Source organism: Cellulomonas algicola, assembly GCF_019024305.1.
In the GTDB taxonomy this organism is placed as follows: domain Bacteria; phylum Actinomycetota; class Actinomycetes; order Actinomycetales; family Cellulomonadaceae; genus Cellulomonas; species Cellulomonas algicola.
Genome location: NZ_JAHKSJ010000006.1, coordinates 75,961 through 102,627 on the forward strand (window position 1 = coordinate 75,961; position 26,667 = coordinate 102,627).

23 protein-coding genes and 1 pseudogene are annotated in these 26,667 nt (G+C 74.0%); 9 read left to right on the forward strand and 15 right to left on the reverse strand.

The window, feature by feature from the left end; all coding sequences use genetic code 11:
* Nucleotides 1-51 precede the first annotated feature (51 nt).
* From KOV94_RS04535 to KOV94_RS04555, 5 genes are all read left to right on the forward strand, one after another.
* On the forward strand, nt 52-1,479 hold the full coding sequence (locus KOV94_RS04535) for an alpha,alpha-trehalose-phosphate synthase (UDP-forming) (protein WP_124341642.1): 1,428 nt from the start codon (nt 52-54) through the stop codon (nt 1,477-1,479).
* Entirely contained in the window at nt 1,472-2,269 is a 798-nt protein-coding gene (gene otsB, locus KOV94_RS04540) for a trehalose-phosphatase (protein WP_124341643.1), read from the forward strand. Before KOV94_RS04535 ends, otsB begins: the two co-directional genes overlap by 8 nt.
* 162 nt (nt 2,270-2,431) lie before the next feature.
* A complete protein-coding gene (locus KOV94_RS04545) occupies nt 2,432-4,090 on the forward strand; it encodes an outer membrane protein assembly factor BamB family protein (RefSeq protein WP_218051331.1) in 1,659 nt (552 codons plus the stop codon).
* A gap of 219 nt (nt 4,091-4,309) precedes the next feature.
* The gene (locus KOV94_RS04550; RefSeq protein WP_124341645.1) at nt 4,310-5,437 is read left to right on the forward strand and encodes an ABC transporter ATP-binding protein; all 1,128 of its coding nucleotides are present in this window, start codon (nt 4,310-4,312) and stop codon (nt 5,435-5,437) included.
* Nucleotides 5,438-5,638: 201 nt separating this feature from the next.
* On the forward strand, nt 5,639-6,925 hold the full coding sequence (locus KOV94_RS04555; protein ID WP_124341646.1) for a DUF4032 domain-containing protein: 1,287 nt from the start codon (nt 5,639-5,641) through the stop codon (nt 6,923-6,925).
* A 75-nt stretch (nt 6,926-7,000) separates the two neighbouring features.
* On the opposite strand, the gene KOV94_RS04560 is transcribed toward KOV94_RS04555, so the two are convergent.
* The 6 genes from KOV94_RS04560 to KOV94_RS04585 all read right to left on the reverse strand — a co-directional run bounded on the left by KOV94_RS04560 (nt 7,001) and on the right by KOV94_RS04585 (nt 14,397).
* Nucleotides 7,001-8,332 (reverse strand): ATP-binding protein, encoded by a 1,332-nt coding sequence (locus tag KOV94_RS04560; RefSeq protein WP_218051628.1) that lies wholly within the window; start codon nt 8,330-8,332, stop codon nt 7,001-7,003.
* Nucleotides 8,333-8,369: 37 nt separating this feature from the next.
* Nucleotides 8,370-9,374 (reverse strand): 23S rRNA (guanosine(2251)-2'-O)-methyltransferase RlmB, encoded by a 1,005-nt coding sequence (rlmB, locus tag KOV94_RS04565; RefSeq protein WP_162354034.1) that lies wholly within the window; start codon nt 9,372-9,374, stop codon nt 8,370-8,372.
* Nucleotides 9,375-9,469: 95 nt separating this feature from the next.
* On the reverse strand, nt 9,470-10,894 hold the full coding sequence (cysS, locus tag KOV94_RS04570; protein WP_124341649.1) for a cysteine--tRNA ligase: 1,425 nt from the start codon (nt 10,892-10,894) through the stop codon (nt 9,470-9,472).
* Nucleotides 10,895-11,114: 220 nt separating this feature from the next.
* Nucleotides 11,115-12,281: an alanine racemase gene (locus KOV94_RS04575; protein WP_218051629.1), complete on the reverse strand. Its 1,167-nt coding sequence runs from the start codon at nt 12,279-12,281 to the stop codon at nt 11,115-11,117.
* Between the two features lie 98 nt (nt 12,282-12,379).
* Complete coding sequence (locus KOV94_RS04580; RefSeq protein ID WP_218051332.1) at nt 12,380-13,729, reverse strand: MFS transporter; 1,350 nt, start codon at nt 13,727-13,729, stop codon at nt 12,380-12,382.
* The gene (locus KOV94_RS04585) at nt 13,726-14,397 is read right to left on the reverse strand and encodes a TetR/AcrR family transcriptional regulator (RefSeq protein WP_124341651.1); all 672 of its coding nucleotides are present in this window, start codon (nt 14,395-14,397) and stop codon (nt 13,726-13,728) included. The genes KOV94_RS04580 and KOV94_RS04585 overlap by 4 nt, the downstream gene beginning before the upstream one ends.
* A 165-nt stretch (nt 14,398-14,562) precedes the next feature.
* Here KOV94_RS04585 and KOV94_RS04590 point away from each other — a divergent pair, with 165 nt between their 5' ends.
* Nucleotides 14,563-15,930 carry a D-arabinono-1,4-lactone oxidase gene (locus KOV94_RS04590; RefSeq protein WP_124341669.1) on the forward strand — a complete coding sequence of 456 codons (1,368 nt, stop codon included), beginning with the start codon at nt 14,563-14,565 and terminating at the stop codon, nt 15,928-15,930.
* 120 nt (nt 15,931-16,050) lie between these two features.
* Nucleotides 16,051-17,001 (forward strand): quinone oxidoreductase family protein, encoded by a 951-nt coding sequence (locus KOV94_RS04595; protein WP_124341652.1) that lies wholly within the window; start codon nt 16,051-16,053, stop codon nt 16,999-17,001.
* 59 nt (nt 17,002-17,060) lie between these two features.
* On the opposite strand, the gene KOV94_RS04600 is transcribed toward KOV94_RS04595, so the two are convergent.
* Both KOV94_RS04600 and KOV94_RS04605 read right to left on the reverse strand, forming a co-directional pair.
* Complete coding sequence (locus tag KOV94_RS04600) at nt 17,061-17,291, reverse strand: hypothetical protein (RefSeq protein WP_124341653.1); 231 nt, start codon at nt 17,289-17,291, stop codon at nt 17,061-17,063.
* 70 nt (nt 17,292-17,361) lie between these two features.
* The gene (locus tag KOV94_RS04605; RefSeq protein WP_124341654.1) at nt 17,362-18,273 is read right to left on the reverse strand and encodes a LysR family transcriptional regulator; all 912 of its coding nucleotides are present in this window, start codon (nt 18,271-18,273) and stop codon (nt 17,362-17,364) included.
* 97 nt (nt 18,274-18,370) lie between these two features.
* On the opposite strand from KOV94_RS04605, the pseudogene KOV94_RS04610 reads away from it, so the two are divergent.
* Nucleotides 18,371-19,174 (forward strand): annotated as a pseudogene (locus KOV94_RS04610) (EamA family transporter); the annotation flags it as partial.
* Between the two features lie 209 nt (nt 19,175-19,383).
* Here the strand turns inward: KOV94_RS04610 and ispF are convergent.
* Genes ispF through KOV94_RS04625 form a run of 3 tightly spaced genes read right to left on the reverse strand, consistent with a single transcriptional unit; the run spans nt 19,384 to nt 21,363 of the window.
* Nucleotides 19,384-19,881 (reverse strand): 2-C-methyl-D-erythritol 2,4-cyclodiphosphate synthase, encoded by a 498-nt coding sequence (ispF, locus tag KOV94_RS04615; protein ID WP_124341655.1) that lies wholly within the window; start codon nt 19,879-19,881, stop codon nt 19,384-19,386.
* Nucleotides 19,878-20,834: an IspD/TarI family cytidylyltransferase gene (locus tag KOV94_RS04620; protein ID WP_124341656.1), complete on the reverse strand. Its 957-nt coding sequence runs from the start codon at nt 20,832-20,834 to the stop codon at nt 19,878-19,880. Before KOV94_RS04620 ends, ispF begins: the two co-directional genes overlap by 4 nt.
* Nucleotides 20,835-20,880: 46 nt before the next feature.
* Complete coding sequence (locus tag KOV94_RS04625; protein ID WP_013769765.1) at nt 20,881-21,363, reverse strand: CarD family transcriptional regulator; 483 nt, start codon at nt 21,361-21,363, stop codon at nt 20,881-20,883.
* A 346-nt stretch (nt 21,364-21,709) separates the two neighbouring features.
* On the opposite strand from KOV94_RS04625, the gene KOV94_RS04630 reads away from it, so the two are divergent.
* Nucleotides 21,710-22,291, forward strand: a complete 582-nt coding sequence (locus KOV94_RS04630; RefSeq protein WP_124341657.1) for a hypothetical protein — start codon at nt 21,710-21,712, stop codon at nt 22,289-22,291.
* 141 nt (nt 22,292-22,432) lie between these two features.
* Here KOV94_RS04630 and pstB read toward each other — a convergent pair whose 3' ends face one another.
* From pstB to KOV94_RS04650, 4 genes are all read right to left on the reverse strand, one after another.
* Nucleotides 22,433-23,212, reverse strand: coding sequence for a phosphate ABC transporter ATP-binding protein PstB (gene pstB / locus KOV94_RS04635; protein ID WP_124341658.1), 780 nt, complete (start codon nt 23,210-23,212; stop codon nt 22,433-22,435).
* 9 nt (nt 23,213-23,221) lie between these two features.
* Nucleotides 23,222-24,181: a phosphate ABC transporter permease PstA gene (gene pstA, locus KOV94_RS04640; RefSeq protein ID WP_124341659.1), complete on the reverse strand. Its 960-nt coding sequence runs from the start codon at nt 24,179-24,181 to the stop codon at nt 23,222-23,224.
* Nucleotides 24,181-25,200, reverse strand: a complete 1,020-nt coding sequence (pstC, locus tag KOV94_RS04645) for a phosphate ABC transporter permease subunit PstC (RefSeq protein ID WP_124341660.1) — start codon at nt 25,198-25,200, stop codon at nt 24,181-24,183. The genes pstA and pstC overlap by 1 nt, the downstream gene beginning before the upstream one ends.
* Nucleotides 25,201-25,303: 103 nt before the next feature.
* On the reverse strand, nt 25,304-26,416 hold the full coding sequence (locus KOV94_RS04650) for a phosphate ABC transporter substrate-binding protein PstS (RefSeq protein WP_218051333.1): 1,113 nt from the start codon (nt 26,414-26,416) through the stop codon (nt 25,304-25,306).
* Nucleotides 26,417-26,667 lie beyond the last annotated feature (251 nt).

Consider the following 26,667-nt stretch of genomic DNA (forward strand, 5'->3'; position numbering starts at 1 on the left):
GACGGCTAGGGTCGACGCAGACCCGAGGAGTTGATCTCGTTGCCTTCCGACGTGCCTGACGCCGGCTACGACCTGCTCGTCGTCGCGAACCGTCTCCCCGTGGACGTCGCGCTGGGGGACGACGGCGAGCCCACCTGGACCCGCTCCCCCGGCGGTCTCGTGACCGCCCTGGCTCCCGTGATGGCGGGGGCCGACGGCGCGTGGATCGGGTGGGGCGGCTCACCCGACCTCGACCTCGAGCCCTTCGAGGTCGACGGCACGCAGCTCGTCCCCGTGACCCTCAGCCAGACCGACGTCGAGCGGTACTACGAGGGGTTCGCCAACGACACCCTGTGGCCGCTCTACCACGACGTCATCGCCCCGCCCGCGTTCCACCGGCAGTGGTGGGACGCCTACCAGCGCGTGAACAAGCGGTTCGCCGAGGCCGCCGCGAAGGCCGCGTCGAAGGGCGCGACGGTGTGGGTGCACGACTACCAGCTGCAGCTCGTGCCGCAGATGCTGCGCGTGCTGCGCCCCGACCTGCGCATCGGCTACTTCCACCACATCCCGTTCCCGCCGCTCGAGATCTTCGCGCAGCTCCCGTGGCGGCGGCAGGTCGTCGAGGGCCTGCTCGGCGCGGACCTGGTCGGCTTCCAGCGCGCGGGCGACGCCGCGAACTTCGTGCGGATCGTGCGGCGCCTCACGGACCTCACGACGCGAGGCCAGGTCGTCACGCTCATGAAGCACGGCCGCGTGGACCGGCACGTGCGCGCCGCCGCGTTCCCGATCTCGATCGACTCGCACGCGTTCGACGACCTGGCCCGCAGCCACGACGTGCAGATGCGCGCCAAGCAGATCCGGCACGAGCTCGGCGACCCCGAGGTGCTGCTGCTGGGCGTCGACCGGCTCGACTACACCAAGGGCATCCGGCACCGCATCAAGGCGTACGGCGAGCTCCTCGAGGACGGCCGCCTGTCACCGAGCACGACGACGCTCGTGCAGGTCGCGAGCCCGAGCCGCGAGAACGTGGGCGCCTACCAGCAGCTCCGCGACGAGGTCGAGCTGCTGGTCGGGCGTATCAACGGCGACTTCGGCCAGGTCGGGCACGCGCCCGTGCAGTACCTGCACCAGTCGTTCCCGATGGAGGAGATGGCGGCGCTGTACCTCGCGGCCGACGTCATGCTCGTCACCGCGCTGCGCGACGGCATGAACCTCGTCGCCAAGGAGTACGTCGCGGCCCGCTCCGACGACCGGGGCGCGCTCGTCCTCTCGGAGTTCACGGGAGCGGCCGACGAGCTGCAGGGCGCGGTCCTGGTGAACCCGCACGACATCGACGGCATGAAGGACGCGATCACGTACGCCGTGCACATGGACCAGCGGGAGGCGCGCAAGCGCATGCGCCGTCTGCGTCGCCGCGTGCTCGGCCACGACGTGACCGCCTGGTCGAAGGAGTTCCTCGCGGTGCTGACGGCGATCCCCGCCCGGACGGACCATGTCTGACGGCCCCGCGGACGCCGCGGCCCTGCGCGACCTGCTCGCGGGTCTCGCCGCCGATCCCGCGTCGCGCCCGCTGCTCGTCGCGCTCGACTTCGACGGCACCCTCGCACCCCTGCAGGACGACCCGCAGACGTCGCGGATCCTGCCCGACGGCGTCGAGGCGCTCACGCGGCTGGCCGCCGCCGAGGGCGTCGCGCTCGCGCTCGTGTCCGGCCGCGCGATGAACGACCTGCACGCGCTCGCCGAGGTCCCACCCGGCACCTACCTGGTCGGCAGCCACGGCGCCGAACGGGCCAGGGTCACGCGGTACGGGCTCGACCGCGACGTCGTGCAGCTCACCGACGAGCAGGCGGACCGGCTCGCGGCGCTCGGCGCCGAGGCCGCGCAGGTCGCACGGGGACGCGACGGCGTCTGGGTCGAGACGAAGCCGACCGCGGTCGTCGTGCACACCCGGCTGGCCGAGCCCGACGTGGCCGAGCCCGCCGAGGCCGAGGCGATCGCGCTCGGCGAGCGGCTCGGGTCCGGGGTCCTGCACGGCAAGGACGTCGTCGAGATCTCCGTGCTGCGGGCCAGCAAGGGCGAGGCGCTGACCGCGCTGCGCGACGAGCTCGGTGCGCCGGTCGTGCTCTACGCGGGCGACGACGTGACCGACGAGCACGCGTTCGCGGCGCTCGGTGAGCGCGACGTCACGGTGAAGGTCGGGCCGGGCGACACGTCCGCGCGGTTCCGCGTGGACGACCCGCACGCCGCGGTCGACGCGCTCGCCGACCTCGCGGCGCGGCTGCACGTCTGACCCGACCGCACCCCGCTGCCCCGCGGAACGACTGACCCGACCGCACCTCGCTGCCTCGCCGAACGTCGGAGCCGACCGCACCTCGCGGCCCGGCCGCGCGCCGCCGGCGACCTCACCCGCTCCCCGCCCGCGCCCGCGCGGACCCCGGGTTACCGTGACGAGATGTCCGGCCGGATGCAGGACGTGCACCTCGTCGAGGCCGACGAGCACGACGACCGCACGGTCGCCCCCTCGGGCCGTGCGCGACCCGGCCGCGACCGGCGAGGCCCGGGCGCAGGAGGCCCGACGGGTGCACCGGACGGCGCCGACGCGCCCTCCGCGGCGGCGGACGACCGCCACGACACCGACGGTTCCGACGCCTCCCCGGTGCACGGGTGGGTGCGCACGCACCTGCGCCTGCTCGTCCCCGCGGTGCTCGCGGTCGCCGCGCTGCTCGTGGGAGCCCAGCTGCTCCTCGACGCGCTCGAGCGGGCCCGGGTCGCGGCCCTCGCCGACGTCCGCGGCGTGCTGCGCCCGGTCGACCCGGGGCTCGGGGTCCGCTGGGCGTCGGGCGCCGAGGACGCGCGCGTGGTCGAGTCGGGCGTCCTCGTCGACGGGCTCGTCGTCGGCGCCGCACCGCTGCCGGCCGCGCAGGTCCAGGTGCGCGCGCTCGACGAGCTCACGGGCGCGCTGCGGTGGACGCGCGAGCTCGACCTGCCGACGCCCGTCATGACGCCCGACGCCGCCTCGCCCGCGACGTGGACGGTCTGCACGACGGCGGGCGCGCCGAGCACGTCGACGAACAGCCCGGACGACGCCCGGCCCGTCGTCGCCTGCCTCGCGCAGCAGCCCGGTTCGGACATCGGCCCGCCGCCGGAGGTGTCGCTGTGGTTCCTCGACGCGCGCGACGGCACGCTGCTGTCGACGCAGCGGCTCCCGGGCGACGCGGCGTTCACCGTCCTCGACGGCCGGCTCCTCACGGCCGTCCGCGAGGAGGACGAGGACGGCGGCGGCGACCGCTCGACCCGCTGGCGCGTCACGGCGACCGACCCGGCCACGCAGGAGGCGCTGTGGACGTGGACGACGCCGCCGATCGACGCGCCACGGGTCACGCAGCAGCCGACCGACGTGTGGTCGTCGTCGTTCGCGTCGCTCGACGCGCGCGCCGACCACGTGCTGCTCGCGGTGGGCTCGTCGTCGTGGCTGCTCGACACGGACGGGTCGATGCTGCGCCGCGACGGCCTGGAGCCCGGCTGGTGGCCGGAGCTCGCCCGCGGCGGCGCGGTCGTGCACTCGACGTGGTCGCGCGACGGCCGCCCGCAGTCGCGTCTGCTGCGGCCCGACGGGTCGCGCACGACGGTCGACGCGACACCGCTGTGGCTCACGGTCGACGACGGCTCGGTCCCGGGCTCGGTGCTGTTCGCGACGCGTGACGTCGGGCCGTCGGGCGTGGTCGCGTCGGTGTCGGCGCGCGACGCGTCGACGGGTGACCTGCGGTGGCGCGTGACGGGCGTCGAGGCGACGTCGGCGGTCCTGCTCGACGACCGGCTCTACGTCGTCGGGGCCGACGGGCTCGCAGCGATCGACGCGACGACGGGGGCGGTCCGGTGGACGACGCCGCTCGGCCGCACGGTCGACGAGCTCTCGACGGACGGCCGCTGGCTGCTGCTGCGCGGGCCCGGTCCCGTGGTCGAGGCGTACGCGACCGCGGACGGCGGGCGCGCGTGGCGGGCGGACCTCACGGGTGAGGCCCTCGAGCCGGGGACGAACCTGCGGGTCGGGTGGCAGGTGCCGCGGATGTACGCGCTGCGCACCGACGGGTCGGTCGCGGTGCTCGGCTGACCGGTGGTGCGTGGGGTCCTCGCGCCCGTCGCGCGCAGCGTCGCAGGCCCGCGAGGTGGTTGCCCGGGCCGACGAGACGTGCGTCACGCGTGTGGCATGATGACCTCGGACCGAGGACGGGCCTTTCGCCCCCCTCGGTCCGTGTCAGCGAAGACACTCTGACACCCTCCACAACGGATCGTCCGGCACGTACCTGCCGGTGAAGGGAACGGATCAGACATGGCTACGGTCACGTTCGACAAGGCCACCCGGGTCTACCCGGGCACGGAGCGCCCCGCGGTCGACTCGCTCGACCTGCACATCGAGGACGGCGAGTTCCTCGTCCTCGTCGGCCCCTCCGGCTGCGGCAAGTCCACCTCGCTCCGCATGCTCGCGGGTCTCGAGGACGTCAACGCGGGTCGCATCCTCATCGGCGACCGCGACGTCACGGACGTCCAGCCGAAGGACCGGGACATCGCGATGGTGTTCCAGAACTACGCGCTGTACCCGCACATGACGGTCGCCGACAACATGGGCTTCGCGCTCAAGATCGCCGGCACGCCGAAGGCGGAGATCCGCCAGCGCGTCGAGGAGGCCGCCAAGATCCTCGACCTCTCCCAGTACCTCGACCGCAAGCCGAAGGCCCTCTCGGGTGGCCAGCGTCAGCGTGTCGCCATGGGCCGCGCCATCGTGCGTCAGCCCCAGGTGTTCCTCATGGACGAGCCGCTGTCGAACCTCGACGCCAAGCTCCGCGTCCAGACCCGTACGCAGATCGCGTCGCTGCAGCGTCGTCTCGGTGTCACCACCGTGTACGTCACGCACGACCAGACCGAGGCCCTGACGATGGGTGACCGCATCGCGGTCCTCAAGGACGGCCTCCTGCAGCAGGTCGGCACGCCGCGCGACATGTACGACACCCCGGCCAACGTCTTCGTCGCCGGCTTCATCGGCTCGCCGGCCATGAACATCGCCACGGTCCCGGTGCTCGAGGGCGCCGCCCAGCTCGGCCGTGCGCGCGTCTCGCTGCCGCGCGACGTCCTCGCCAAGTTCACCGAGGCCGACCGCAACCACATCACGCTCGGCTTCCGTCCCGAGGCGCTCGAGGTCGTCCCGCAGGGCACCCCCGACGCGATCCCGGTCATCGTGAACATCGTCGAGGAGCTCGGCTCGGACGCGTTCCTCTACGCGTCGCTGACGAACGAGTTCGGTGGCGCCGAGGCCGTGCACTCCGGTGCCGGCGACGCGCAGATCATCGTCCGCATCGACCCGCGCGGCGTCCCCGCCAAGGGCGAGACGGTCTGGGTCCGCATCCGCGAGGGCCAGCAGCACCTGTTCCACGCGGGCACCGGCGAGCGCATCACGGTCTGATCGCTCCCAGCAGCACCGCCGACGGGCGGGTCCGGCTCCGGCCGGGCCCGCCCGTCGGGCGTTCCCCGGGTGCTCCCGCTCGTCGCCGGCATGCGCGGCTCGCGCCCACTCGTCACGTTGTGCGGGACGCCCACACGTCCTCCCCGACTTCCGTGCCCGCCCGCAGGGTCGGTCGTCGGACCACTCTGAGAGGATCGGGTCATGAGCCCGACGCCGCAGCGCCTGCAGATCACCGCGGCCAACCCGGACCCCGCGCTCCTCGACCTGCCGTGGCAGGTGCCGCTGGAGGACTGGCCGGCCGAGACCCTGGCTGCGCTCCCCCGCGGCATCTCCCGCCACATCGTGCGGTTCGTGCGGCTGTCGGGCCGGGTCATCGCGGTCAAGGAGATCGGCGAGACCGTCGCGTACCGCGAGTACGAGCTGCTGCGCCAGCTCGACCGCATCGACGTCCCGAGCGTCGTGCCCGTGGGCGTCATCACCGGCCGGCGCGACCCCGACGGCGAGCCGCTCGAGGCCGTGCTCATCACCGAGCACCTGCAGTTCTCGCTGCCGTACCGCGCGCTGTTCAGCCAGTCGCTGCGCCCCGACACGGCCACCCGCCTCATCGACGCGCTCGCCGTGCTGCTCGTCCGCCTGCACCTCGCGGGCTTCTACTGGGGCGACGTGTCGCTGTCGAACACCCTGTTCCGCCGCGACGCCGAGACGTTCGCCGCGTACCTCGTCGACGCCGAGACGGGCGACCTGCACGACACGCTGACGACCGGCCAGCGCGAGTACGACCTCGAGGTCGCGCGCGTGAACATCATCGGCGAGCTCATGGACCTCCAGGCGGGCGAGTTCCTCGAGGAGGACGTCGACGCCGTCGCGATCGGCAACGCGCTCGCCGAGCGGTACCGCGAGCTGTGGCGCGCCCTCACCGAGACCGAGTCGTTCGGCTACGGCGAGCGGTGGCGCGTGCAGGCGCGCATCGACCGCCTCAACGACCTCGGGTTCGACGTCGGCGAGCTCGACATCACGACCGACGTCGGCGGCACGACCGTGCAGATCCAGCCGAAGGTCGTCGACGCGGGCCACCACTCGCGCCGGCTCATGCGCCTGACCGGCCTCGACGTGCAGGAGAACCAGGCCCGCCGCCTGCTCAACGACCTCGACGAGTACCGGGCCGCGACCGACCGGCAGCGCGAGGACGAGGCGTTCGTCGCGCACGACTGGCTCACCGAGGTGTTCGAGCCCGCGGTGCGCGCGGTCCCGCGGGACCTCCGCCACAAGCTCGAGCCCGCGCAGGTGTTCCACGAGCTGCTCGACCACCGGTGGTACCTCTCGCAGCAGCAGGGCCGCGACGTGCCGATGCCGGAGGTCGTGAAGAGCTACGTGAAGAACATCCTGCCGACGCGCCCGGACGAGGACGCGATCCTGGGCGTGCAGTCGGGCGACATCCGCGACACCGACATGTTCCCGCAGGTCGAGGACGACCAGCTCCTCGGCTGACCGATGTTGTCACTACTGCAACGCCTACTGCAAAGAGCATGTGGCAGTAGCCGTTGCAGCTGCCGTTCGCGAGTATCAGGTCAGACGCCACGCCGCCCGTGGGTCCTTGGGTGACTGCCCCTCCCACTTGATCAGGCCAGCGTCCTGCAGTCGCTGAAGGTGGCGGGACGCCGTAGGGCGCGTGACACCTGCCGCGTCGGCCACCTGCCCTGTGCCGATTGGCCGCCCGACACGGCGCAGCACATCAAGCACCTTCAGAGCGCCCGCAGGGAGCGACTCACGCACCTCACGCGGGAGCGCATCCGAGAAGAACAACGTCAGTTGCACGGCTCCGGCCGTCTGCGTGTACACCGGATCGGTGAGACCCCGAGCGCGCATCTCATCGAAGATGCGTCGTATGCCCTCGCCCAGTTCCTGTGCGATGCCGAGGTCCGAGCACACGCGCGCAATTCGTGGATTGCGTGCGTAGCGGCTGATGTCGAGCGGTCGACTCGGGTCGACTAGTCCAGGGAATCGTCCAGGGCTAGCGATCTCCAACCGATCCGGGAAGATCTCCACCCGCACGTGATCGCCCGCCATGCTGTAGGAGCGATGAAGCACGGCATTGACGAGGCCTTCGAGCCACGCATCTCGAGGGATCACCGGAATGCGTTCGAACCGTCCGCTTGCCCCTAACGCACGACGATCGGGCAGGAACCACTCGATGACGTTTGCGGCCTCGGTGATCTGCTGCGGGATCGAACCTTCGCAACGAACGTCCGCGGCATCCTCGAGTGTGAGCCCGGCGCCCGTCCCGCGCTCCACGTCGCGGTACCGCAGGATGCGGACATGAGCATTCGGAAATGCGTCCTGCGGTCGCTCTCCGAACAACAGGTAAGCAGCAACCGTCAAACGCCCCTGACGTGTGAGGAGTCCGCGTGCGCGAAGCATCGACTCTGGTGACGACGAACCAATCGCCAGCTGATAGGCCGAGACCTGACTCGCGTCGAGGTCCTCGACCCCGAGGTCGACCGTTGTCCCGTCGAAGGGCGCTCCGCCGCGGTCGTACTCCAGTTCCTGACGCTGAGCGAAGCCAAGCTTCCGAGACTCGTCGCCTACGCGGAGATAACAGTCACCGCTCGTCGTTTCGTGCACTCTCTCACCGGGATCGACGCGCAAGAGGAGCACACGTGCCCCGTCGGAGGTCGTCAACACCTCAGCCCGTGTCCGTGCGACGGGTTGTGTGAAGTCCTGGGCGACCTCGCGCAGGTCGTTGAGGCGACCTTCGCCCACACCGTCGACCGCGCCGGAGTGGATCCCCACGACGATGCACCCACCCTCGGCGTTGGCGAACGCCACCAAAGGGACCGCGAGGTCCCGAGGCGCGATCCGACCAGACTTCCGCTCGAACCACTGCCCTTCGGGCAGGTCTGCGAGCGCCTGCCGTCAAGCCCGTGGGTACGGGTTACGACGCGCGGCGGCGGGCGACCTCGTAGAGCGCGATCCCCGCGGCGACTCCCGCGTTGAGCGACTCGACGGCCGACGCGATCGGGATGGACGCGATCGCGTCGCACTGCTCGCGCACGAGCCGGGACAGGCCCTTGCCCTCGGAGCCGACGACGAGCACGAGCGGGTCCTCGGCGAACGCGACGTCGCCGATCGCGACGTCGCCGCCGCCGTCGAGCCCGACGACGAACACGCCCGCCTCGCGGTACGCCTGCAGGGTCCGGACCAGGTTCTTCACGCGCGCGACGGGCACGCGCGCCGCGGCACCGGCGGACACCTTCCACGCCGAGGCCGTGACACCCGCGGCGCGACGCTCGGGCACGAGCACGCCGTGCGCACCGAACGCGCCCGCGGACCGGAGCACGGCGCCGAGGTTGCGCGGGTCGGTCACGCCGTCGAGCGCGACGACGAGCGCAGGCTGCTCGGACGCCTCGGCGGCGTCGAGCAGGTCCTCGTCGTCGGCGTACGCGTACGGCGGCACCTGGATCGCGACGCCCTGGTGCACGGACCCGTCGGTGAGCCGGTCGAGCTCGGTGCGGCTGACCTCGAGCAGCGGGTAGCCGGACTCGGCGGCGGTCGAGACGATCTCGCGCGTGCGGTCGTCGGCCTCGAGCCGTGCCGCGAGGTACACGGTCGACACCGGGATGCCGGCCCGCAGCGCCTCGACGACGGAGTTCCGCCCGGAGACGATCTCGTGCGTCGACGACGTCCGGCCGCCGCGGCCCCCGGCCGCGCTGCGCGACGCGGACGCCGAGCGCTGACCCGAGCGGCCCTGGCCCGCGACCGTGCGCTTCTCCGCGGCGACCTTCTTCTTGTACGCCGCGTGGTACGGGCGGTCCTCGGCCTTGGGCGTCGGCCCCTTGCCCTCGAGCGACTTGCGGCCGTGCCCGCCGGTGCCGACGGACGCGCCCTTCTTGGACCCCGGCTTGCGGGTGGCGCCTCGGCGCTGGGAGTTGCCGGCCATGGGTGCTGTCTCCTACGTCTGGTGGTGCGAACGTCTGGTGCGGGTCGGGCCCGCGCGGTTCCGGTCGGGCGGCGGCGGCCGCAGCGGGGTGGCGGTCAGCCCTCGGGTCGCAGGGACCAGCGGGCCCCCGTCGGCGAGTCCTCGACGACGACCCCGGCGGCCGCGAGGCGGTCGCGGATCGCGTCGGCGGTCGCGAAGTCGCGGTCGGCGCGCGCCTGGGCGCGGGCCTCGAGCTGCCCGGCGACGACCGCGTCGAGGGCGCGTGCGTACCGCTCGTCGCCGCCCCGCCCAGCCCACTGCGGGCTGCCCGGGTCGAGGCCCAGGACGTCGAGCATCGCGCGCAGCGCGACCATCTCGGTCCGGGCCACGACCAGGTCACCCGACGCGAGCGCGCCGTTGCCGAGCCGCAGGTGCTCGTGCACGACCGCGAGCGCGGCGGGCACGTTGAGGTCGTCGTCCATCGCGGCGACGAACGCGTCGGGCAGGTCGGCCTTGGCGACCTCGTCGAGGTCGGCGGCGCCGACCTTCTCGGCCGCGCGCTCGACGAACCCGGCGAGCCGGTCCCACGTCGCCTCGGCCTCGCGCAGCGAGTCGTCGGTCCACTCGAGCATCGACCGGTACTGCACGGCCGTGAGCGCGTACCGGAGCACCGCGGCACGCACGCCCTGGAGCACGACGTCGACGAGCAGCCCGTTGCCGAGCGACTTGCTCATCTTCGCGCCGCCCTGCGTGACCCAGCCGTTGTGCAGCCAGTACTGCGCGAACCCGTACCCGGCGGCGCGCGACTGCGCCTGCTCGTTCTCGTGGTGCGGGAACCGCAGGTCGAGCCCGCCGCCGTGGATGTCGAACGCGTCGCCGAGGTACCGCCGCGCCATCGCGGAGCACTCGAGGTGCCAGCCCGGTCGCGCACGGCCCCACGGGGTGTCCCACGACGCGCTCGTGGGCTCGCCCGGCTTCGGCGACTTCCAGAGCGCGAAGTCCCGCGCGTCGCGCTTGCTGATGCCCGACGCGTCGTCGGGGGCGGGGACCATGTCGTCGACCCGCTGGTTGGTGAGAGCGCCGTACTCCGGGTACGAGCGGACGTCGAACCACACGTCGCCCGGGCCGGTCGTGTACGCGTGGCCTGCGTCGACGAGCCGGTCGACGAGCTCGACCATGGCAGGGACGTGCCCGGTGGCGCGCGGCTCGTACGTCGGCGGCAGGACACCGAGCGCGTCGTACGCGGCCGTGAACGCGCGCTCGTTCGTCGCCGCCCACGCCCACCACGGCTCGCCCGCGTCGGCGGCCTTGGCGAGGATCTTGTCGTCGATGTCGGTGACGTTGCGGACCAGCGTGACGCGGTGGCCCGTGCGGCGCAGCCAGCGCACCAGCACGTCGAACGCGACGCCGGACCGGACGTGGCCGATGTGCGGGGGCGCCTGGACGGTCGCGCCGCACAGGTAGATGCCGACCTCGCCCGCGGTGAGCGGGACGAAGTCGCGCACCGTGCGGGTCGCGGTGTCGAACAGGCGCAGGGTCACGCCCGTCATCGTACGGGGACGGAGGGGAGGCGCGGAGTGACGTGGAAGGTGACGACCGCAGGTCGCTGCCTGGAACAGCACGCAGCGACTCCCCGACCGACGAGCACCGGCTGCTCACGCGGGGTCGGTCCCCGCAGGCCCGCTCGGCAGGGGCGCCCGACGTGGCCGCTCGACGGGACGCCGCACCACCGTCCGGGCGGACCGGACGTCGCGGCCGCGCTCAGCCGAAGGTGCGCCCCTCGCCCCGGTACGTCGGCACGGTCGCCTCGACGGACGTGCCGCGCACGAGGTGCACGTCGGAGAACCGCTCCATGACCTCGCCGGCCTTGGCGTGCCGGAACCACACGCGGTCCCCGACGCGCAGGTCGGCGCCCGACGACAGCCGCAACGGCGTCTGCACCTCGCCCGCACCCTCACGGCCGGTGAGCGCGAGCCCGCCCGGCCACACGGGACGCGGCAGACGCGTCTTCACGGCCGGGCCGGACGCGACGTACCCGCCACCGAACACGGTCGCCCAGCCGGGCCCGGGGACGCGGACGACGTCGAGGCCGAAGAACGCGGCGGGACGCGGCTCGAACGCGCGGTACCGGTCGAAGAGCGTCGGCACGAACAGGCCCGAGCCGGCGGTGACCTCGGTGACGGTGGCGTCGGAGACGCTCGTCTCGACCGACCCGGACCCGCCCGAGTTCACGAGGTCGAGCGCGTGCCCCACGGCGTCCTGCACGGCCTCGACGACGGCGGCACGGCGGACCGCGAGGTCGGCGACGGACAGCCGCTTCACGGCCCGGACGGCGGGGCTGGTGTCGGGCAGGCCTGCGACCTGCGCCTCGTAGAACATGACGCCGCGCACGACGAGCGGCCCGCGGGCCTCGACGGCGGCGGCGAGCACGGCGGCGTCGGCGGCGGAGTGCACCGGGGAGCGGCGGACGCCGAGGTGCGCGCGCAGCGGGCCGAGCCGCACGCGGAGCGACGCGTCGACGTCGAGGCACACGCGCAGCGTCGTCCCGTGCGCGCGGGCCGCGGCCGCGGCGAGGTCCGCCTGCGCGACGTCGTCGACCATGAGCGTGACGGCCGCCGCGGCGCGCGGGTCGGCGGCGAGCTCGTCCAGCGCACCCGTGTCGACGCTCGGGTAGCCGAGCAGCACGTCGTCGACGCCCTCGCGCGCCAGCCACACCGCCTCACGCACCGAGTACGCCATGACACCCGCGAACCCGGGCCGGGCAAGGACGTCGTGCAGGACGTGGCGCACGCGGACGGACTTCGACGCGACGCGGACCGGCGTCCCGCCCGCCCGGTGGACCAGGTCGGTCGCGTTGGCGTCGAGCGCGTCGAGGTCGACCACCGCGAGCGGTGCCGGGAGGCCGCGCGTCGCCTCGTCGAGCCGCACCCCGAGCGTGCCCGTCGCCGGCGCCGACGCGTCGGCGGTGCGGACGGTCGCGGTGGTGGAGGGGGACGTGGGCGGGACGGTGCCGCGGGCGGTGCCGGTCACCGGGACGCCTCGTCCGTGGGCACGACGCCGCCCGAGGCCGTGACCGGGCCGACCGACGTGGCCGAGTCGCCTGCGTCGGCTCCCGTGTCGACGCCGCTCGCGCCGACGCCGCCCGCGCTGTCGCCGCCCGCGCTGTCGCCGCCGTCGTCCGCGCTGCGCCGCCCGAACCGCGGCGCGACCACCGCGACGGCGACGACGAGCAGCACGGGCACGACGAACCCGGCGCGCAGCGTCGACCCGGAGCCGATCGCGCCGACGAGCACCCCGCCGAGGACCGCGCCGACGTAGTTGAAGATGTTGAGCCGCGCGACGACGGCGTCGGCGTGCCCGGGCGCGAGCGCGCCGGCGGCCGAGAAGCACAGCGGCGCGACGACGCCGAGGCCGGCGCCGGTGACGGCGAACCCGAGCAGCGCGACGGGGGTGCCCGGCGCGACGACGACGAGCACGAGCCCGGTCGCACCGACGACGGCCGCGACGCGGACGACCGCGGCTCGCCCGTGCCGGCGGACCAGCGGGTCGCCCGCGACGCGCGAGACGAGCGTCGTCGCGAGGTACGCGGCGTACCCGAGCGGGGCGATCCGTGCCGTCGCGTCGAGGACGTCGCCCAGGTAGATGGTCGACCAGGTCGAGACGGCGGTGTCGGCGACGTAGTACGCGACGACGCCGAGCCCGAGGAGCAGGACGGGACCCCACGGGACGCGTCCGGCGACGTCCGTCGACGCGTCGGACGCAGGCTCGCCCGACCGGTCACGACGCCACCCGGCGGCGGCGACGAGGACGGCCGCGAGCGAGGCGACGAGGATGCCCGACCACAGCACGTACGCGACGGGCTCGGGGGGCGTCCGCCCGGCGGTCACGGACACGAGCACGGCGCCGGCGATCCCGCCGACGGACCACGCGGCGTAGAAGCCCGTGAGCAGCGACCGCCCGTAGACGCGCTGGACGGAGACGGCCTGCATGTTGGTGCCGGCGTCGACGAGCCCGAGCCCGAGCCCGTAGACGGCGAACCCGAGGGCCAGCACCGCGAACGTCGGCGCGGCCGACACGACGGCGACGGCGGCGACGAGCACGCACAGGCCGGACGCGAGCGCCCCGCGGCTGCCCGCACGCCCGCGTGCGACCCGGTCGGCGACGAGCGTGCCCACGGCGGCGAGCGCGCACACGCCGAGCACGACGAGGGTGATCTGCCCGTCGTCGACGCCGTACCGGTCCTTGAACTGCTCGAGGCTGGTGAGCAGGAGCGCGTAGACGAACCCCTGGGTGGCGAACCCGCCGGACGTCGCGACCCGGGCGCGCCGGGCCGCCGTCGTGACCGTGCTGCTGCTCCCCCTGGCCTCGGCGCTCACGCGGTCGTCTGCTGGTCCGCGCGCGCGGACGCGCCGGGCGGCAGGCCGTGGTCGAGCGCCTCCGGGGCGAGCTCGACGGGCACGGCCATGGTCGCGAGGTACTGCCCGAAGCCCTGCAGACCGCGCCGGGCGGCCTCCGAGTCCCCGTCGACGAGCCACGCGAGCGAGAACCCGTCGACGACGGCGACGACGGCCCGCGCGACGTGCGCACGCGGCACGGTCCAGCCGACGTGCGCGGCCTTCTCGACGAGCTCGAGCACCTGCTCGGCCGCCGACCACTGGCCGCGGTACTGCTCGATCGCGACCTGGTTGAGCTCGGCGTGGCGCAGCGACGACGTCGTGAGCTCGTACGAGAGCAGCTGCGGGCCGCGCGCGGACGCGATGGTGTCCCACAGCGCGTCGAGGACGGCACCCACGATGACCGCGACGTCCGCACCCTCGGGCAGGTCGTCGAGGCTGCGGGCGAGGTTCTGCGCGGTGATGGCGTGCGCCATGGACCGCAGCAGCTCGTCCTTGTCCTGGAAGCAGTAGTGCACGACGCCGAGCGAGACGCCTGCCTCGGCGGCGATGGCGCGCACGGTCGCGGCGTCGATGCCGTCGCGGCTGGCGACGGTCAGCGCAGCCTCGATCAGCTGCTCGCGCCTCTCGGCGACGGGCAAGCGGTTCATCCGGGTCCCCTCCCTCGATGCGACGTGCCCTCACCGGCCCGACCGCCGGTTGCGTCGAGGGTCCCGTCGCGTCTCCCCACGCCATATCTCAATGTCAGTCGTGACGATAGTCAAGGTATGTACGCACTTGACTTGGACAACCGACCAGGAGGACCGTTGTCCACGATGGGCAAGACGTCGGCCGCCACGCCCTGGCAGAACTGGGCCCGCACCGCGCACGCGACGCCGCGCAGCGTGGCGCACCCCCGTGACCTGGGCGAACTCGTCGCGACGGTCCGCGCCGCGGCGCACACCGGCCTGCGCGTGCGCGCGGTCGGCGGCGGCCACTCCTTCACCCCCGCCGCGGTCACGGACGGCGTGCAGGTTCACCTGGACGCGATCGACGCGCTCGAGCGTGTCGCCCCGCAGCCCGACGGCACGACCCACGTGACGGTCGGCGCCGGGATCCGGCTGCGCGCGCTCAACACGCTCCTCGCCCAGCACGGCCTCGCGATGCGCAACCTCGGCGACATCGACAAGCAGTCGATCGCCGGCGCCGTCTCGACCGGCACGCACGGCACGGGCTCACGGCTCGGCGGCCTCGCGACGCAGGTCGTCGGCGCACGCCTGGTCCTCGCCGACGGCGACGTGGTCGAGGTGTCCCCCACGCGTCACCCCGAGCTGTTCGAGCTCGCCCGCCTCGGGCTCGGCAGCGTCGGCGTGCTGGCGGCCGTGACGCTCGAGGTCGTGCCCGCGTTCCGCCTCGAGGCGCGCGAGGAGCCGTGGCCGCTCGACCGCGTGCTCGACGAGCTCGAGGGTCCCGACGGCCTCGTCGACGGCAACGACCACTTCGAGTTCTACTGGTTCCCGCACACGCGGCGCGCCCTCACCAAGCGCAACAACCGGGTTCCCGACGACGTCGTCCGGCCGCTGAGCCCCGTGCGCTCGTGGATCGACGACGAGCTGCTCTCCAACGCGATGTTCGCGCTGACCAACCGCATCGCGACGCTCGTGCCGCCCGCGACCGTCGGCATCAACCAGCTCAGCAGCCGCGCGCTGTCCGCCCGCCGCTACACCGCCCCGTCGGCCGAGGTGTTCGTCTCGCCGCGCCGCGTGCGCTTCCGGGAGATGGAGTACGCCGTCCCGCGCGAGAGCGTCGCCGACGTGCTCGCCGAGGTCGACGCGTGGATCGAGGCGTCGGGCGAGCGCCTCCCCTTCCCGGTCGAGGTGCGGTTCGCCGCCGCCGACGACCTGTGGCTGTCGACCGCGCACGGCCGCCCGACGGCCTACGTCGCGGTCCACCAGAACGCCCACCTGCCCTACACCCGCTACTTCACGGCGGTCGAGCGGATCGCCGCGCAGGTCGGTGGCCGCCCGCACTGGGGCAAGCTGCACTGGCTCGACTCCGAGGCGCTCGCACGCGTCTACCCGCGGCTGTGCGACGCCCAGCGGGTGCGCGCGGAGGCCGACCCGGGCGGCACGTTCAGCAACGCGTACCTCGACCAGGTGCTCGGTCCCGTGCCCCACGACGAGCGGGCACCGCGCGCGGCCTGAGCGACCCGCGCTGGACGTCCGACCAGGTCGGGGCGGGTCAGGTCACCCGCGCGGGTGATGGTGTGCATGCGGACGCATCAACCCTGGCGGCGAACGGGTGACCGGTGCAGGCTGTGCCGGGTGAGTGTCACGAGCAGGGCTGTCGTCGCGACCGCGTTCGGTGGGCCGGAGGTGCTCCGCACCGTCGAGACGGCACCGACGGACCCCGGACCGGGCAACGTGCTCCTCGAGGTGAGGGCCGCCGCGGTCAACCCGATCGACTGGAAGATGTACGCCGCCGGGCCCGGCAACGACCCCTCCAGGCTGCCGATCCGGCTCGGCCTCGAGGTCGCGGGCGTCGTCACCGCCGTCGGACCGTCGGTGCGCTGGCTCACCCCGGGGGACGAGGTGATCGCCTGGCGCGTCACCGGCGGGTACGCGTCGCACCTCGAGGTGTCCGAGCAGGTCACGTGCCGCCGGCCGCAGACGCTCGACTGGGCCGCCGCGTCGGGGCTGCTGCTCGCCGGGACGACCGCGGTGCACACCCTCTCCGCGACCGGCACGCACGACGGCGACGTCGTCCTCGTGCACGGCGGCTCGGGCGGCGTCGGCCGCATGGCGGTGCAGCTCGCGGGCCTGCGCGGCGCCCGGGTCGTCGCGACCGGGTCGCCCGCGACGCACGACGACCTGCGGGAGCTCGGCGCGGTCCCCGTCGCGCACGGTCCCGGGCTGCTGGACCGCGTCCGCGAGATCGAGCGGACGACGGGCCCGGTGACCGTCGCGATCGACACCGTCGGGTCGGACGAGGCGCTCGACGTGTCCGTCGCCGTCGTGGCCGACCGCCACCGCGTCGCGACCATCGCCGGCTTCGGCCGCGCGGCCGAGCTCGGCATCACCGCGCTCGGCGGCGGGCCGGGTGCCGACCCCGGCACCGCGGTCCGGGAGGCGGCCCGCGCGCAGCTCGCGGAGCTCGCCGCCGACGGGTCGCTCGACGTGCGGGTCGCGCGCACCTTCCCGCTCGACGACGCCGCCGAGGCGCACCGTGAGAGCCGCGACGGTCACGCCCGCGGCAAGCTGGTCCTGATCCCCTGACCGGGCGTGCACGGCGTGCCTGCGCCCGCGTGCCGCCCGAGGCGACGTCGGTGGTGCCGCTAGAACGTCACGGGCGGCGGGGCGTCCTGACCGAGCGTGCGACGGTGCTCGTCGTCCAGGCCGGCGAGGCCCTGCTCGGTCGCCTCGAGCACCTCGGCGGGCACGCGCACGCGCAGCCGGACGCGGTTGCCCGGTTGACGCAGCGGGAGGGACGACGACCCGGAGCGGGCAGCCGAGAGCGCTCCCACGCCTTCTGGCGCAGGCCCCTGCTCCTCGGACCACTCCGTCACGAACCGGGACGCTATCCCACGACAGGGCGGCCACGCGAGCCCCCGTGCGTGTGGTTCGTGGCGCCGCCGCTCACGACGCGGTGGGGCCGCCGATGCGGTCCGCGAGCGCGCGCAGCTCGTCCAGGACGCGCCGCACGACGACCCGCTCGGCGCGGTCGGCACGGAGCAGCGCGTCGATGCGCCGGCCCGCCCGGACGTCCGCGAGAGGCACCAGGCGCACGCGCGGGTCGTCGCCAAACGTGTATCGCGGCAGCAGCGCGACGCCGTGACCTGCGGCGACGAACGACGCGGCCACGTGGAAGTCGTTGATGCGGTGCACGACGCGCGGCACGTCGCCCGACCTGCGCGCGACGGCGGCGAGCACCGTCGCGACGGGGAAGCCCTCCCGGACGGCCACCCAGTCGACGCCCGCGAGCTCCCCGGGCGGCACGGACCGGCGCCGGGCGAACGGGTGGTCGGGCGGGACCGCGACGTCGAGCGGCTCGCGCAGCAGCGGCACGACCTCGACGCCGGGCGCCGACCACGAGCGGCCGTCGTCCGGGCGGTGCGCGACGACCACGTCGACCTGGTCGGTGAGCGCGACGAAGTCGTCCTGCGCCACGTCCTCGTCCGAGCACTCCACGACGACGCCCTCGAGGTCCGCGACCCGGCTCAGCAGGCCGGGCAGGAGGAGCTGCGCGCCGCTCTGGAACGCGCTCACGCGCACGACGCCCGCCGGACGCGCGAGGTAGGCGTCGACGGCGCCGCGGGCGCGTGCGAGGGCGACAGCGACGTCGACGGCGGCGTCGGCGAGCGCGACTCCCGCCGCCGTGAGCCGCAGCCCCCGGCCGACGCGTTCGGTCAACGGGACGCCGACCTCGCGCTGCAGGCCGGCGACGTGCTGCGAGACCGCCGACGGCGTCAGGTGCAGCGTCGCGGCAGCCGCGGTCACGCCGCCCTGGACGTGCACGGCGCGGAGGATCTCGAGCGAGCGGGCGTCCACGCCGCCGACCCTACGCCTGACTGTTCAGTGGGACTGCATCGTCGCGTCGTGACAACTCGATGGTGCTGAAGTGTGCCAGCGGGTCATGCTGCGTGACATGCCCGCCCGCGACCGCGCCCTCGCCGTCCTCGTCGCCGTGCTGTGGGGGCTGAACTTCACGGCCATCCACCTCCAGCTCGAGCAGTTCCCGCCGTTCCTCCTCGTCGCGCTCCGGTTCGCGCTCATCGCGGTCCCGACGGTGGTGCTCGTCAAGCGCCCGGCCGCCCCCTGGCGCCGGGTGCTGCTGTACGGCCTCGGGTTCGGGGTGCTGCAGTTCCTGTTCCTCTACCTGGCCATGGACTCGGGCATGCCGACCGGGCTCGCGTCGCTCGTGCTCCAGTCGTCCGCGCCGTTCACCGTCGTGCTCGCGGCCGCGCTGCTGCGCGAGCGGATCAGCGCACGACAGGGCCTGGGCGTCGCGGTCGCGGTCGTCGGCCTCGGCGGCATCGCGCTGCACCGCGCGGGCCTCGACGGCGGTGCGACCCTCCTCCCCGTCGTGCTCACGCTGTGCGGCGGGCTCGGCTGGGCCGTCGGCAACCTCGGCAACCGGCTCGCCATGCGCGCCGCCCCCGGGGAACCGCTGCGGCTGCTCCTGTGGATGTCGGTCGTCCCGCCCGTGCCGATGCTCGCCGCCTCGCTCGTCGTCGAGGGCCCGGAGCGGATCGCCGCGTCGTTCGAGGGCCTGGCCACGACGCAGGGGCTGCTCGCGATCGGCGGTCTGCTCTACACCGTGCTGATCGGCACGCTGCTCGGGTCGGGGCTGTGGACCGCGCTCATGGGCCGGCACCCGTCGAGCACCGTCGCACCGTTCTCGATGCTCGTGCCGGTCGCCGGCATCGCGGCGTCGTGGCTGCTGCTGCGCGAGCCGACCCCGCTCGTCGAGATCGCGTGGGGTGCCGTCGTGGTCGGCGGCGTGCTGCTCGGCAGCACCCGCGCCGTCCCGTCGTGGTGGCCCGGCGTGTCCCGTCAGCCGCGGGCGGGTCAGCCGGCGACGGACGAGCCCGTCGCGGGGCAGCCGGCGACCGGTGCGCTGGTGGCACGTCAGCCGGAGACGGGTGCGCGCGTGGCGGGTCAGCCCGCGACGGGGACGACGAGCGCGGTCGCGACCGCCGCGACGCCCTCGCCACGACCCGTCAGCCCGAGCCCGTCGGTCGTCGTGGCCGAGACGGTCACGGGCGCTCCCGCGGCCGACGACAGCGCCGCCTCCGCCTCCGCGCGCCGCTGACCGAGCCGCGGGCGGTTGCCGATCACCTGCACGGCGACGTTGCCGACCTCGAAGCCGGCGGCCCGCACGCGGCGGGCGGCCTCCGCGAGGAGCGTCGTGCCCGCGGCGCCCTTCCACTGCGGCTCCGACGTGCCGAAGTTCGACCCGAGGTCGCCCAGGCCCGACGCCGAGAGCAGCGCGTCCGCGGCGGCGTGCGCGGCGACGTCGGCGTCGGAGTGGCCCGCGAGCGGCCGCTCTCCCGGCCAGGCCAGCCCGGCGAGGTGCAGGACCGCGTCGGGCGCGGGGTCGGGGTCGTAGGCGTGCACGTCGACGCCGATCCCGGTCCGGGGCAGCAGCGGGGTCACAGGGCCTCCTCGGCTGCGGACGTGGCGGAGGTCGAGACCGCGGCGGCGTCGGCGCGCGGCGGGACGGCGTCCGGCGAGCCGGCCGCGTCAGCCGGGTCGGACGCGACGGACAGGTCGGCAGGGGCCGCGCCGCCCGCCCGAGCCGCGGACAGGACCAGCTCGGCGACCGCGAGGTCGCGCGCGGTGGTCACCTTGGCGGCGTCCTCGTGCCCCTCGACGACCCAGACGGGACCGCCCGCGAGCTCGACGAGGCCCGCGTCGTCGGACGCGGCGAGCGCCTCGTCGTGCGCGACGTGCGACCCGTGCGCGTGCGCGGCGACGAGCACGTCGAACCGGAACCCCTGCGGCGTCTGGACGGCGCGCAGGTCGCCTCGGGGGACGGTCCGCACGACGGGCAGGGCCACGGGCACGACGGCAGGCGCCGCACGGCGTGCGGCGCCAGGAGCCGTCGCCGGCGACCCGTCCGCGACCGGGGCACCGGGGGCACCGCGACCGGGCGCGGCCTGCCCCACCTGCTTGACGGTGTCGGTCACGGGCACGCCGGGGACCACCGCGTCGTGCCCGGCGCGCACGGCCTCGACGACGCGCGCCACGAGGGCGGGCGGCACGAGCGGGCGGGCGGCGTCGTGGACGAGCACGACGTCGACGCCGTCGCGGGACGCGAGGACGTCGAGCGCGGCGGCGACCGACGACTGCCGCGTCGGCCCCCCACGCACGACGACCACGTCGCCACCGAGCCCCTCGAGGAGGGAGCGGACGGTGTCGACGTGGTCGGCGGGTGCGGTGACCACGAGGGTCACGACGTGCTCACCGGCGGCCGTGCGGGCCGCCAGAAGCCGTCGTGCGGCGTGCACGACGAGCGGTTCGCCACCGAGCGGCACGAGGGCCTTCGGCAACGTGTGGCCGAGGCGCGAACCGCTGCCGGCGGCCGTGAGGACGGCGGCGACGCTCACCGGGACGCGGGGGCGGGGTGAGCGAGGCCGACGTGCTGGACGGGGGTCAGGACGCGAGGACCTCGTCGAGGATGGCCTCGGCCTTCTCCTCCTCGGTGTGCTCGGCGAGCGCGAGCTCCGAGACGAGGATCTGACGGGCCTTGGCGAGCATGCGCTTCTCGCCCGCGGACAGGCCGCGGTCGGCGTCACGACGCGACAGGTCACGGACGACCTCGGCCACCTTGATGACGTCGCCCGAGGCGAGCTTCTCGAGGTTGGCCTTGTAGCGGCGCGACCAGTTGGTCGGCTCCTCCGTGTACGGGGCGCGGAGCACCTCGAACACGCGGTCGAGGCCTTCCTGGCCCACGACGTCACGCACACCCACGAGGTCGACGTTCTCCGCCGGCACCTCGATGGTCAGGTCCCCCTGGGCGACCTTGAGCTTGAGGTAGATCTTGTCCTCTCCGCGGATGGTCCTGGTCTTGATCTCTTCGATCAACGCTGCACCGTGGTGCGGGTAGACAACGGTCTCCCCAACAGTGAAAGTCATCTGCAGGCGTCCCCTTTCGCAGACGTGTATCTTATCACGCCCGATTTGACTCCCCGACGGCGTGAGACCTGCATCACTGCAGGTCAGCGCGGTGCTCGTCGGCAGCACCGCACACCGGCGCCCTCGACGCGCGGGACGTCGGACCCACGACCTGGGCGAACGCCCGGGTAGGTTCCTCCCGGGCAGGTCGCGCGCGTGCGCCGCGCCCGGTCGCGGCCCGCGGGCGGCTAGGCTGACCGTGCGGTCGTCCTCGACGCTCGCCGGCAGCCCGCCGGCGCAGCCGTGCGACGGCCGTCGACCTGACCGGATCCCCGCACTGGGGCACCCGACGCCCCGAGGAGTCATCGTGACCTCGCCCCGCCTCCGCACCCCCCGGCTCCTCGCGATCGCCGGCGCCACCGCCGCCGCGCTCGCGCTCGCGGGCTGCTCGGCCACCAACCCGATCACGACGCAGGACGAGTACGCGGCGTCCGACGGCGTCCGCGTGACCGTCGGCGAGATCCGTGGCGACAACCTCATGGTGCTGTCGGACGGCGACGGCGCCCCGGGCGTCCTGCACGGCGGCCTCGTCAACGACGGCTCCGAGGACGAGCGCGTGACGTTCACGTTCGAGGGCTCCGAGCCCACGACGGTCGACGTGCCCGCAGGCGCCACGGTGCTGCTCGACGGCACGGACGGGGACGACCGCGCCGACGTGCGCCTCGCCGCGGTCGAGACGATCCCGGGCGGGCTCGTCTCGCTGACGCTGGGCACGGACACGTGGGGCGCGTCGACGTTCGACGTCCCGGTCCTCGACGGCACGCTGCCGGAGTACGCGGGTCTCGTCCCGACGCCGACCCCCACGCCCACCCCGACGCCGACTCCGACGGCCACCGAGACCGCGTCCGCGGAGCCCACGCCGACCCCGACGGCGACCGCCGAGGGCTGACGCAGCGGGCGGCGCGCTCGGCACCCGCACCCCGCACCGCCCGTGCACCACGCACCGCCTGCGCACCACGCACGACGAAGGCCCGACCGGATCACCCGGTCGGGCCTTCGCGCGTCCCGGGTCGTGCCCGGCCGGGACGGGTCAGCCGAAGCGGCCCGAGATGTAGTCCTCGGTGGACTGCTCGCGCGGCGAGGAGAAGATCGTCGACGTCTCGTCGATCTCGACCAGGCGGCCGGGCTGGCCGGTGCCGGCGAGGTTGAAGAACGCGGTGCGGTCGGACACGCGCGCGGCCTGCTGCATGTTGTGCGTGACGATGACGATCGTGTAGCTCGCCTTGAGCTCGGCGATGAGGTCCTCGATCGCGAGCGTGGAGATCGGGTCGAGCGCGGAGCACGGCTCGTCCATGAGCAGCACCTGCGGCTTGACGGCGATGGCGCGCGCGATGCACAGACGCTGCTGCTGACCGCCGGACAGGCCCGAGCCGGGGCGGTCGAGGCGGTCCTTGACCTCGTTCCAGAGGTTCGCGCCGCGCAGGGACGCCTCGACGAGGTCCTGCGCGTCGCCCTTGGAGATGCGGCGGTTGTTGAGCCGCACGCCCGCGAGCACGTTCTCGGCGATGGACATCGTCGGGAACGGGTTGGGGCGCTGGAACACCATGCCGACCTGGCGGCGGACCGCGACGGGGTCGATGTCGTTGCCGTAGAGGTCGACGCCGTCCATCGCGACGGTGCCCTCGACGCGCGCGCCCGGGATGACCTCGTGCATCCGGTTGAGCGTCCGCAGGAACGTCGACTTGCCGCAGCCCGACGGGCCGATGAAGGCCGTGACCGAGCGGGGCTCGACGGCCATCTCGATGTCGGCGACGGCGCGGAAGTCGCCGTAGAAGATGTTGAGGTCCTTGACGTCGATGCGCTGAGACATGCGGGGTCCTTAGCCGAGGTTCTTGGGAGCGAAGAAGCGGGTGATGAGGCGCGCGACCAGGTTGAGCAGCATGACGATGAGGATCAGCGTCAGCGCGGCGGCCCAGGCCCGGTCGTAGTTGATGGTCGCGACGCAGTCGACGGCGTCCGGCGCGCACGGCACGAGGCCCTGCTGGTACTGCCGGTACACGTAGACGGGCAGCGTCATCATGCGGCCCTCGAAGAGGTTGAAGTTGATCGAGTCGATGACGCCGACCGTGACGAGCAGCGGGGCGGTCTCGCCGATGACGCGCGCGATCGCGATCATCACGCCCGTGCCGATGCCCGCGACGGCGGTGCGCAGCACGACCTTGACGATCGTGAGCCACCGCGGCACGCCGAGCGCGAGCGCCGCCTCGCGCAGCTCGTTGGGCACGAGCCGCAGCATCTCCTCGCAGGACCGCACGACGACCGGGATCATCAGCACGGACAGCGCGACCGACCCGACGATGCCCATCCGGACGCCCGGGCCGAGGATCACGGCGAACAGCGCGTACGCGAACAGGCCCGCGACGATCGACGGGATGCCCGTCATGACGTCGACGAAGAACGTCACCGACCGGGCGAGCGCGCCGCGGCCGTACTCGACGAGGTAGATCGCGGTGAGCAGGCCGATCGGCACCGAGATGAGCGTCGCGAAGAGCGTGATCTCGACCGTGCCGACGATCGCGTGGTAGATGCCGCCGGCGTCCATGCCGCCGAAGACTCCGCGCATGGAGTGCGTGAGGAAGTACGCGTCGAACCGCTCGATCCCGTGCGCGAGCACGGTCCACGTGACGGAGACCAGCGGGAGCATCGCGACGACGAACGCGCCGACGACGAGGCCCGTCATGAGCCGGTCGCGGCGGCGGCGGCCCTTGTCGACGGCGGACAGCACCCGACGCAGGTCGGCGTCGCCCGCGGGGGCGACGGGAGCGGTGGCGGCGGTCATCAGTTGGCTCCCGAGAAGTCCTTGCGGCGCGCGACGATCGCGCGGGCGGCCATGTTGACGAGCAGCGTGATGACGAACAGCGCGAGGCCCGTCGCGATGAGCGCGGAGACGCCCAGCGGGTTGGCCTCGGGGAACTGCGCCGCGATGTTCGCGGCGATCGTCTGCTGCTGACCGGCGACGAGCAGCTTGAACGAGTAGAGGAACCCGGGCGACAGGATCATCAGGACGGCCATCGTCTCGCCGAGCGCGCGCCCGAGGCCGAGCATCGCGGCGGAGATGATGCCCGAGCGCGCGAACGGCAGCACCGCGGTGCGGATCATCTCCCAGCGGGTCGCGCCGAGCGCGAGCGCCGCCTCCTCGTGGAGGCGCGGCGTCTGCAGGAACACCTCGCGGCTGACGGCGGTGATGATCGGCAGCAGCATGACGGCCAGCACCAGGCCGACCGTGAGGATGACGCGCGCGGTGGGCGACACGTCGCCGCCGAACAGCGGGATCCAGCCGAGGTACCGGTTGAGCCACGCCCAGACCGGCTGGACCAGCGGCGCGAGCACCAGGGCGCCCCACAGGCCGTAGACGACCGACGGGATCGCGGCCAGCAGGTCGACCAGGTAGCCGAGGCCTGACGCGAGCCGGCGCGGCGCGTAGTGCGAGATGAACAGCGCGATGCCGAGCGCGATGGGCGTCGCGATGAGCAGCGCGAGGGCGGCGGCGAGGACCGTGCCGAACACGAGCGGGCCGACGAACGCGGCCAGCGAGTCCGCGCCGCGCAGCCACGTGATCTTCTCGGTCAGCTCGGCGGCCGGCGTCGTGAGCGCGGGCCACGCGCGCAGCACGAGGAAGACCGCGACCGCGGCGAGGACGACCAGGATGAGGGCACCCGCACCGGTCGCGGCCCAGCGGAACACACGGCTCGCGCCCCGGTCCCGCACGCGGCCGGAGCGGCGCAGGGCCGGAGCGGGGCGCGACGGCGGCCCGTCGCTGCGTCGGCCCGCCGTCGGGGGGCTCGTCGTACTGGTCACGGTTCTCCTGATCTGAGAGAGGGGGCGGGCGCAGGCGCCCCACGTGCGAGGAGCCGGTGACCGACCCGCATCCCCCCGGTGCGGGTCGGTCACCGGCGTGCCGTCACGCGGCGGCGATCGCCTCGACGGCAGCCTGCGCGTCGGCCGCGAGCGCGTCCGACAGGGGCGCGGAGCCCGCGGCCTGCGCGGCCGCCTCCTGCCCCTCGGTGCTCACGACGTAGCCGAGGAAGCCCTTGACCAGGTCGGCCGTCTCGGCGTCCTCGTACTGGAGGCACGCGACCGCGTACGAGACGAGGAACAGCGGGTAGGCACCCGACTCCGTGGTCTCACGGTCGATGTCGATGACGATGTCGTGCTCCGCACGGCCCTCGGCCCGCGGCGACGCGTCGAGCGCGACCGCGACGGCGTCCGCCGACGGGGCCACCCACTCCTCGCCGACCTTGATCGACGCCTTGCCGAGCGAGCCCGCGGCCGACTCGTCGGCGTAGGTGATCGTGCCGTTGCCGCCCTGGACCGTCTGGATCACGCCGGACGTGCCCTGCGCGGACTCGCCGCCCTCGATCGGCCAGTTGCCGTCGGCCTCGTGGGCCCACGCGCCGCCCGACGCCTTGCCGAGCCAGTCGGTGAAGTTCTTCGTCGTGCCCGACTCGTCGAGGCGGTGCACGGGCGTGATCGCGACCGCGGGGAGCGTCGCGTCCGGGTTCTCGGCCTTGATCTCGGCCGCGTCCCAGCTCGTGATGGTGCCCTCGAAGATGCCCGCGATGGTGGTCGCCGAGAGGTTGAGCTCGGTGATGCCCTCGAGGTTGAAGACGACGGCGATGGGGCTGACGTACACGGGGATGTCGATCGCCTCGGCCGAGCAGGTCTCCTGCGCGGTGGCGAGCTCCTCCTCGTTCAGCGCCGAGTCGGTGCCGGCGAACTGCACGGCACCCTCGAGGAACTGGGTGCGACCGCCGCCCGAGCCGACCGGGTCGTAGTTGACGGTGACGTCGGGGTTGCCGCTCTGGAAGCCGGCGCGCCACGCGTCCATGGCCTTCTCCTGCGACGAGGCACCCGCGCCGTTGAGCTCACCGCTGAGGGTGCTGACGCTCTCGTCGGATCCGGAGGTCGCGTCGCCGGAGCCGGTCGGGTCGTCCGATCCGCACGCCGCGAGCGCGAGGGCGAGAGCGCCGGTGAGGGCGACCGCCCCGGCGCGGCGGTGGAGGGAGAGCTTCACTGTGGTCCGTCCTTTCGTGCCGGCACCGGGGTGTGCGCGGCGAGGCCGACGGTAGGAAGCCCACGTGACGCGCCGGACGGCGGTGGGTGAACCACGGGTGAACGGTGGCCGACGAAGTGCGCGGCGGCCTTGATCGTCAGGCCGTGCCGGACGTATCGGACGCCCGCGTGCCGCCGAACCTGCGACGACGCGACGAGACCGCGACATGGATGTCGCGGTCTCGGGCGGAGGTCACGGTCTCGGGCGACGGG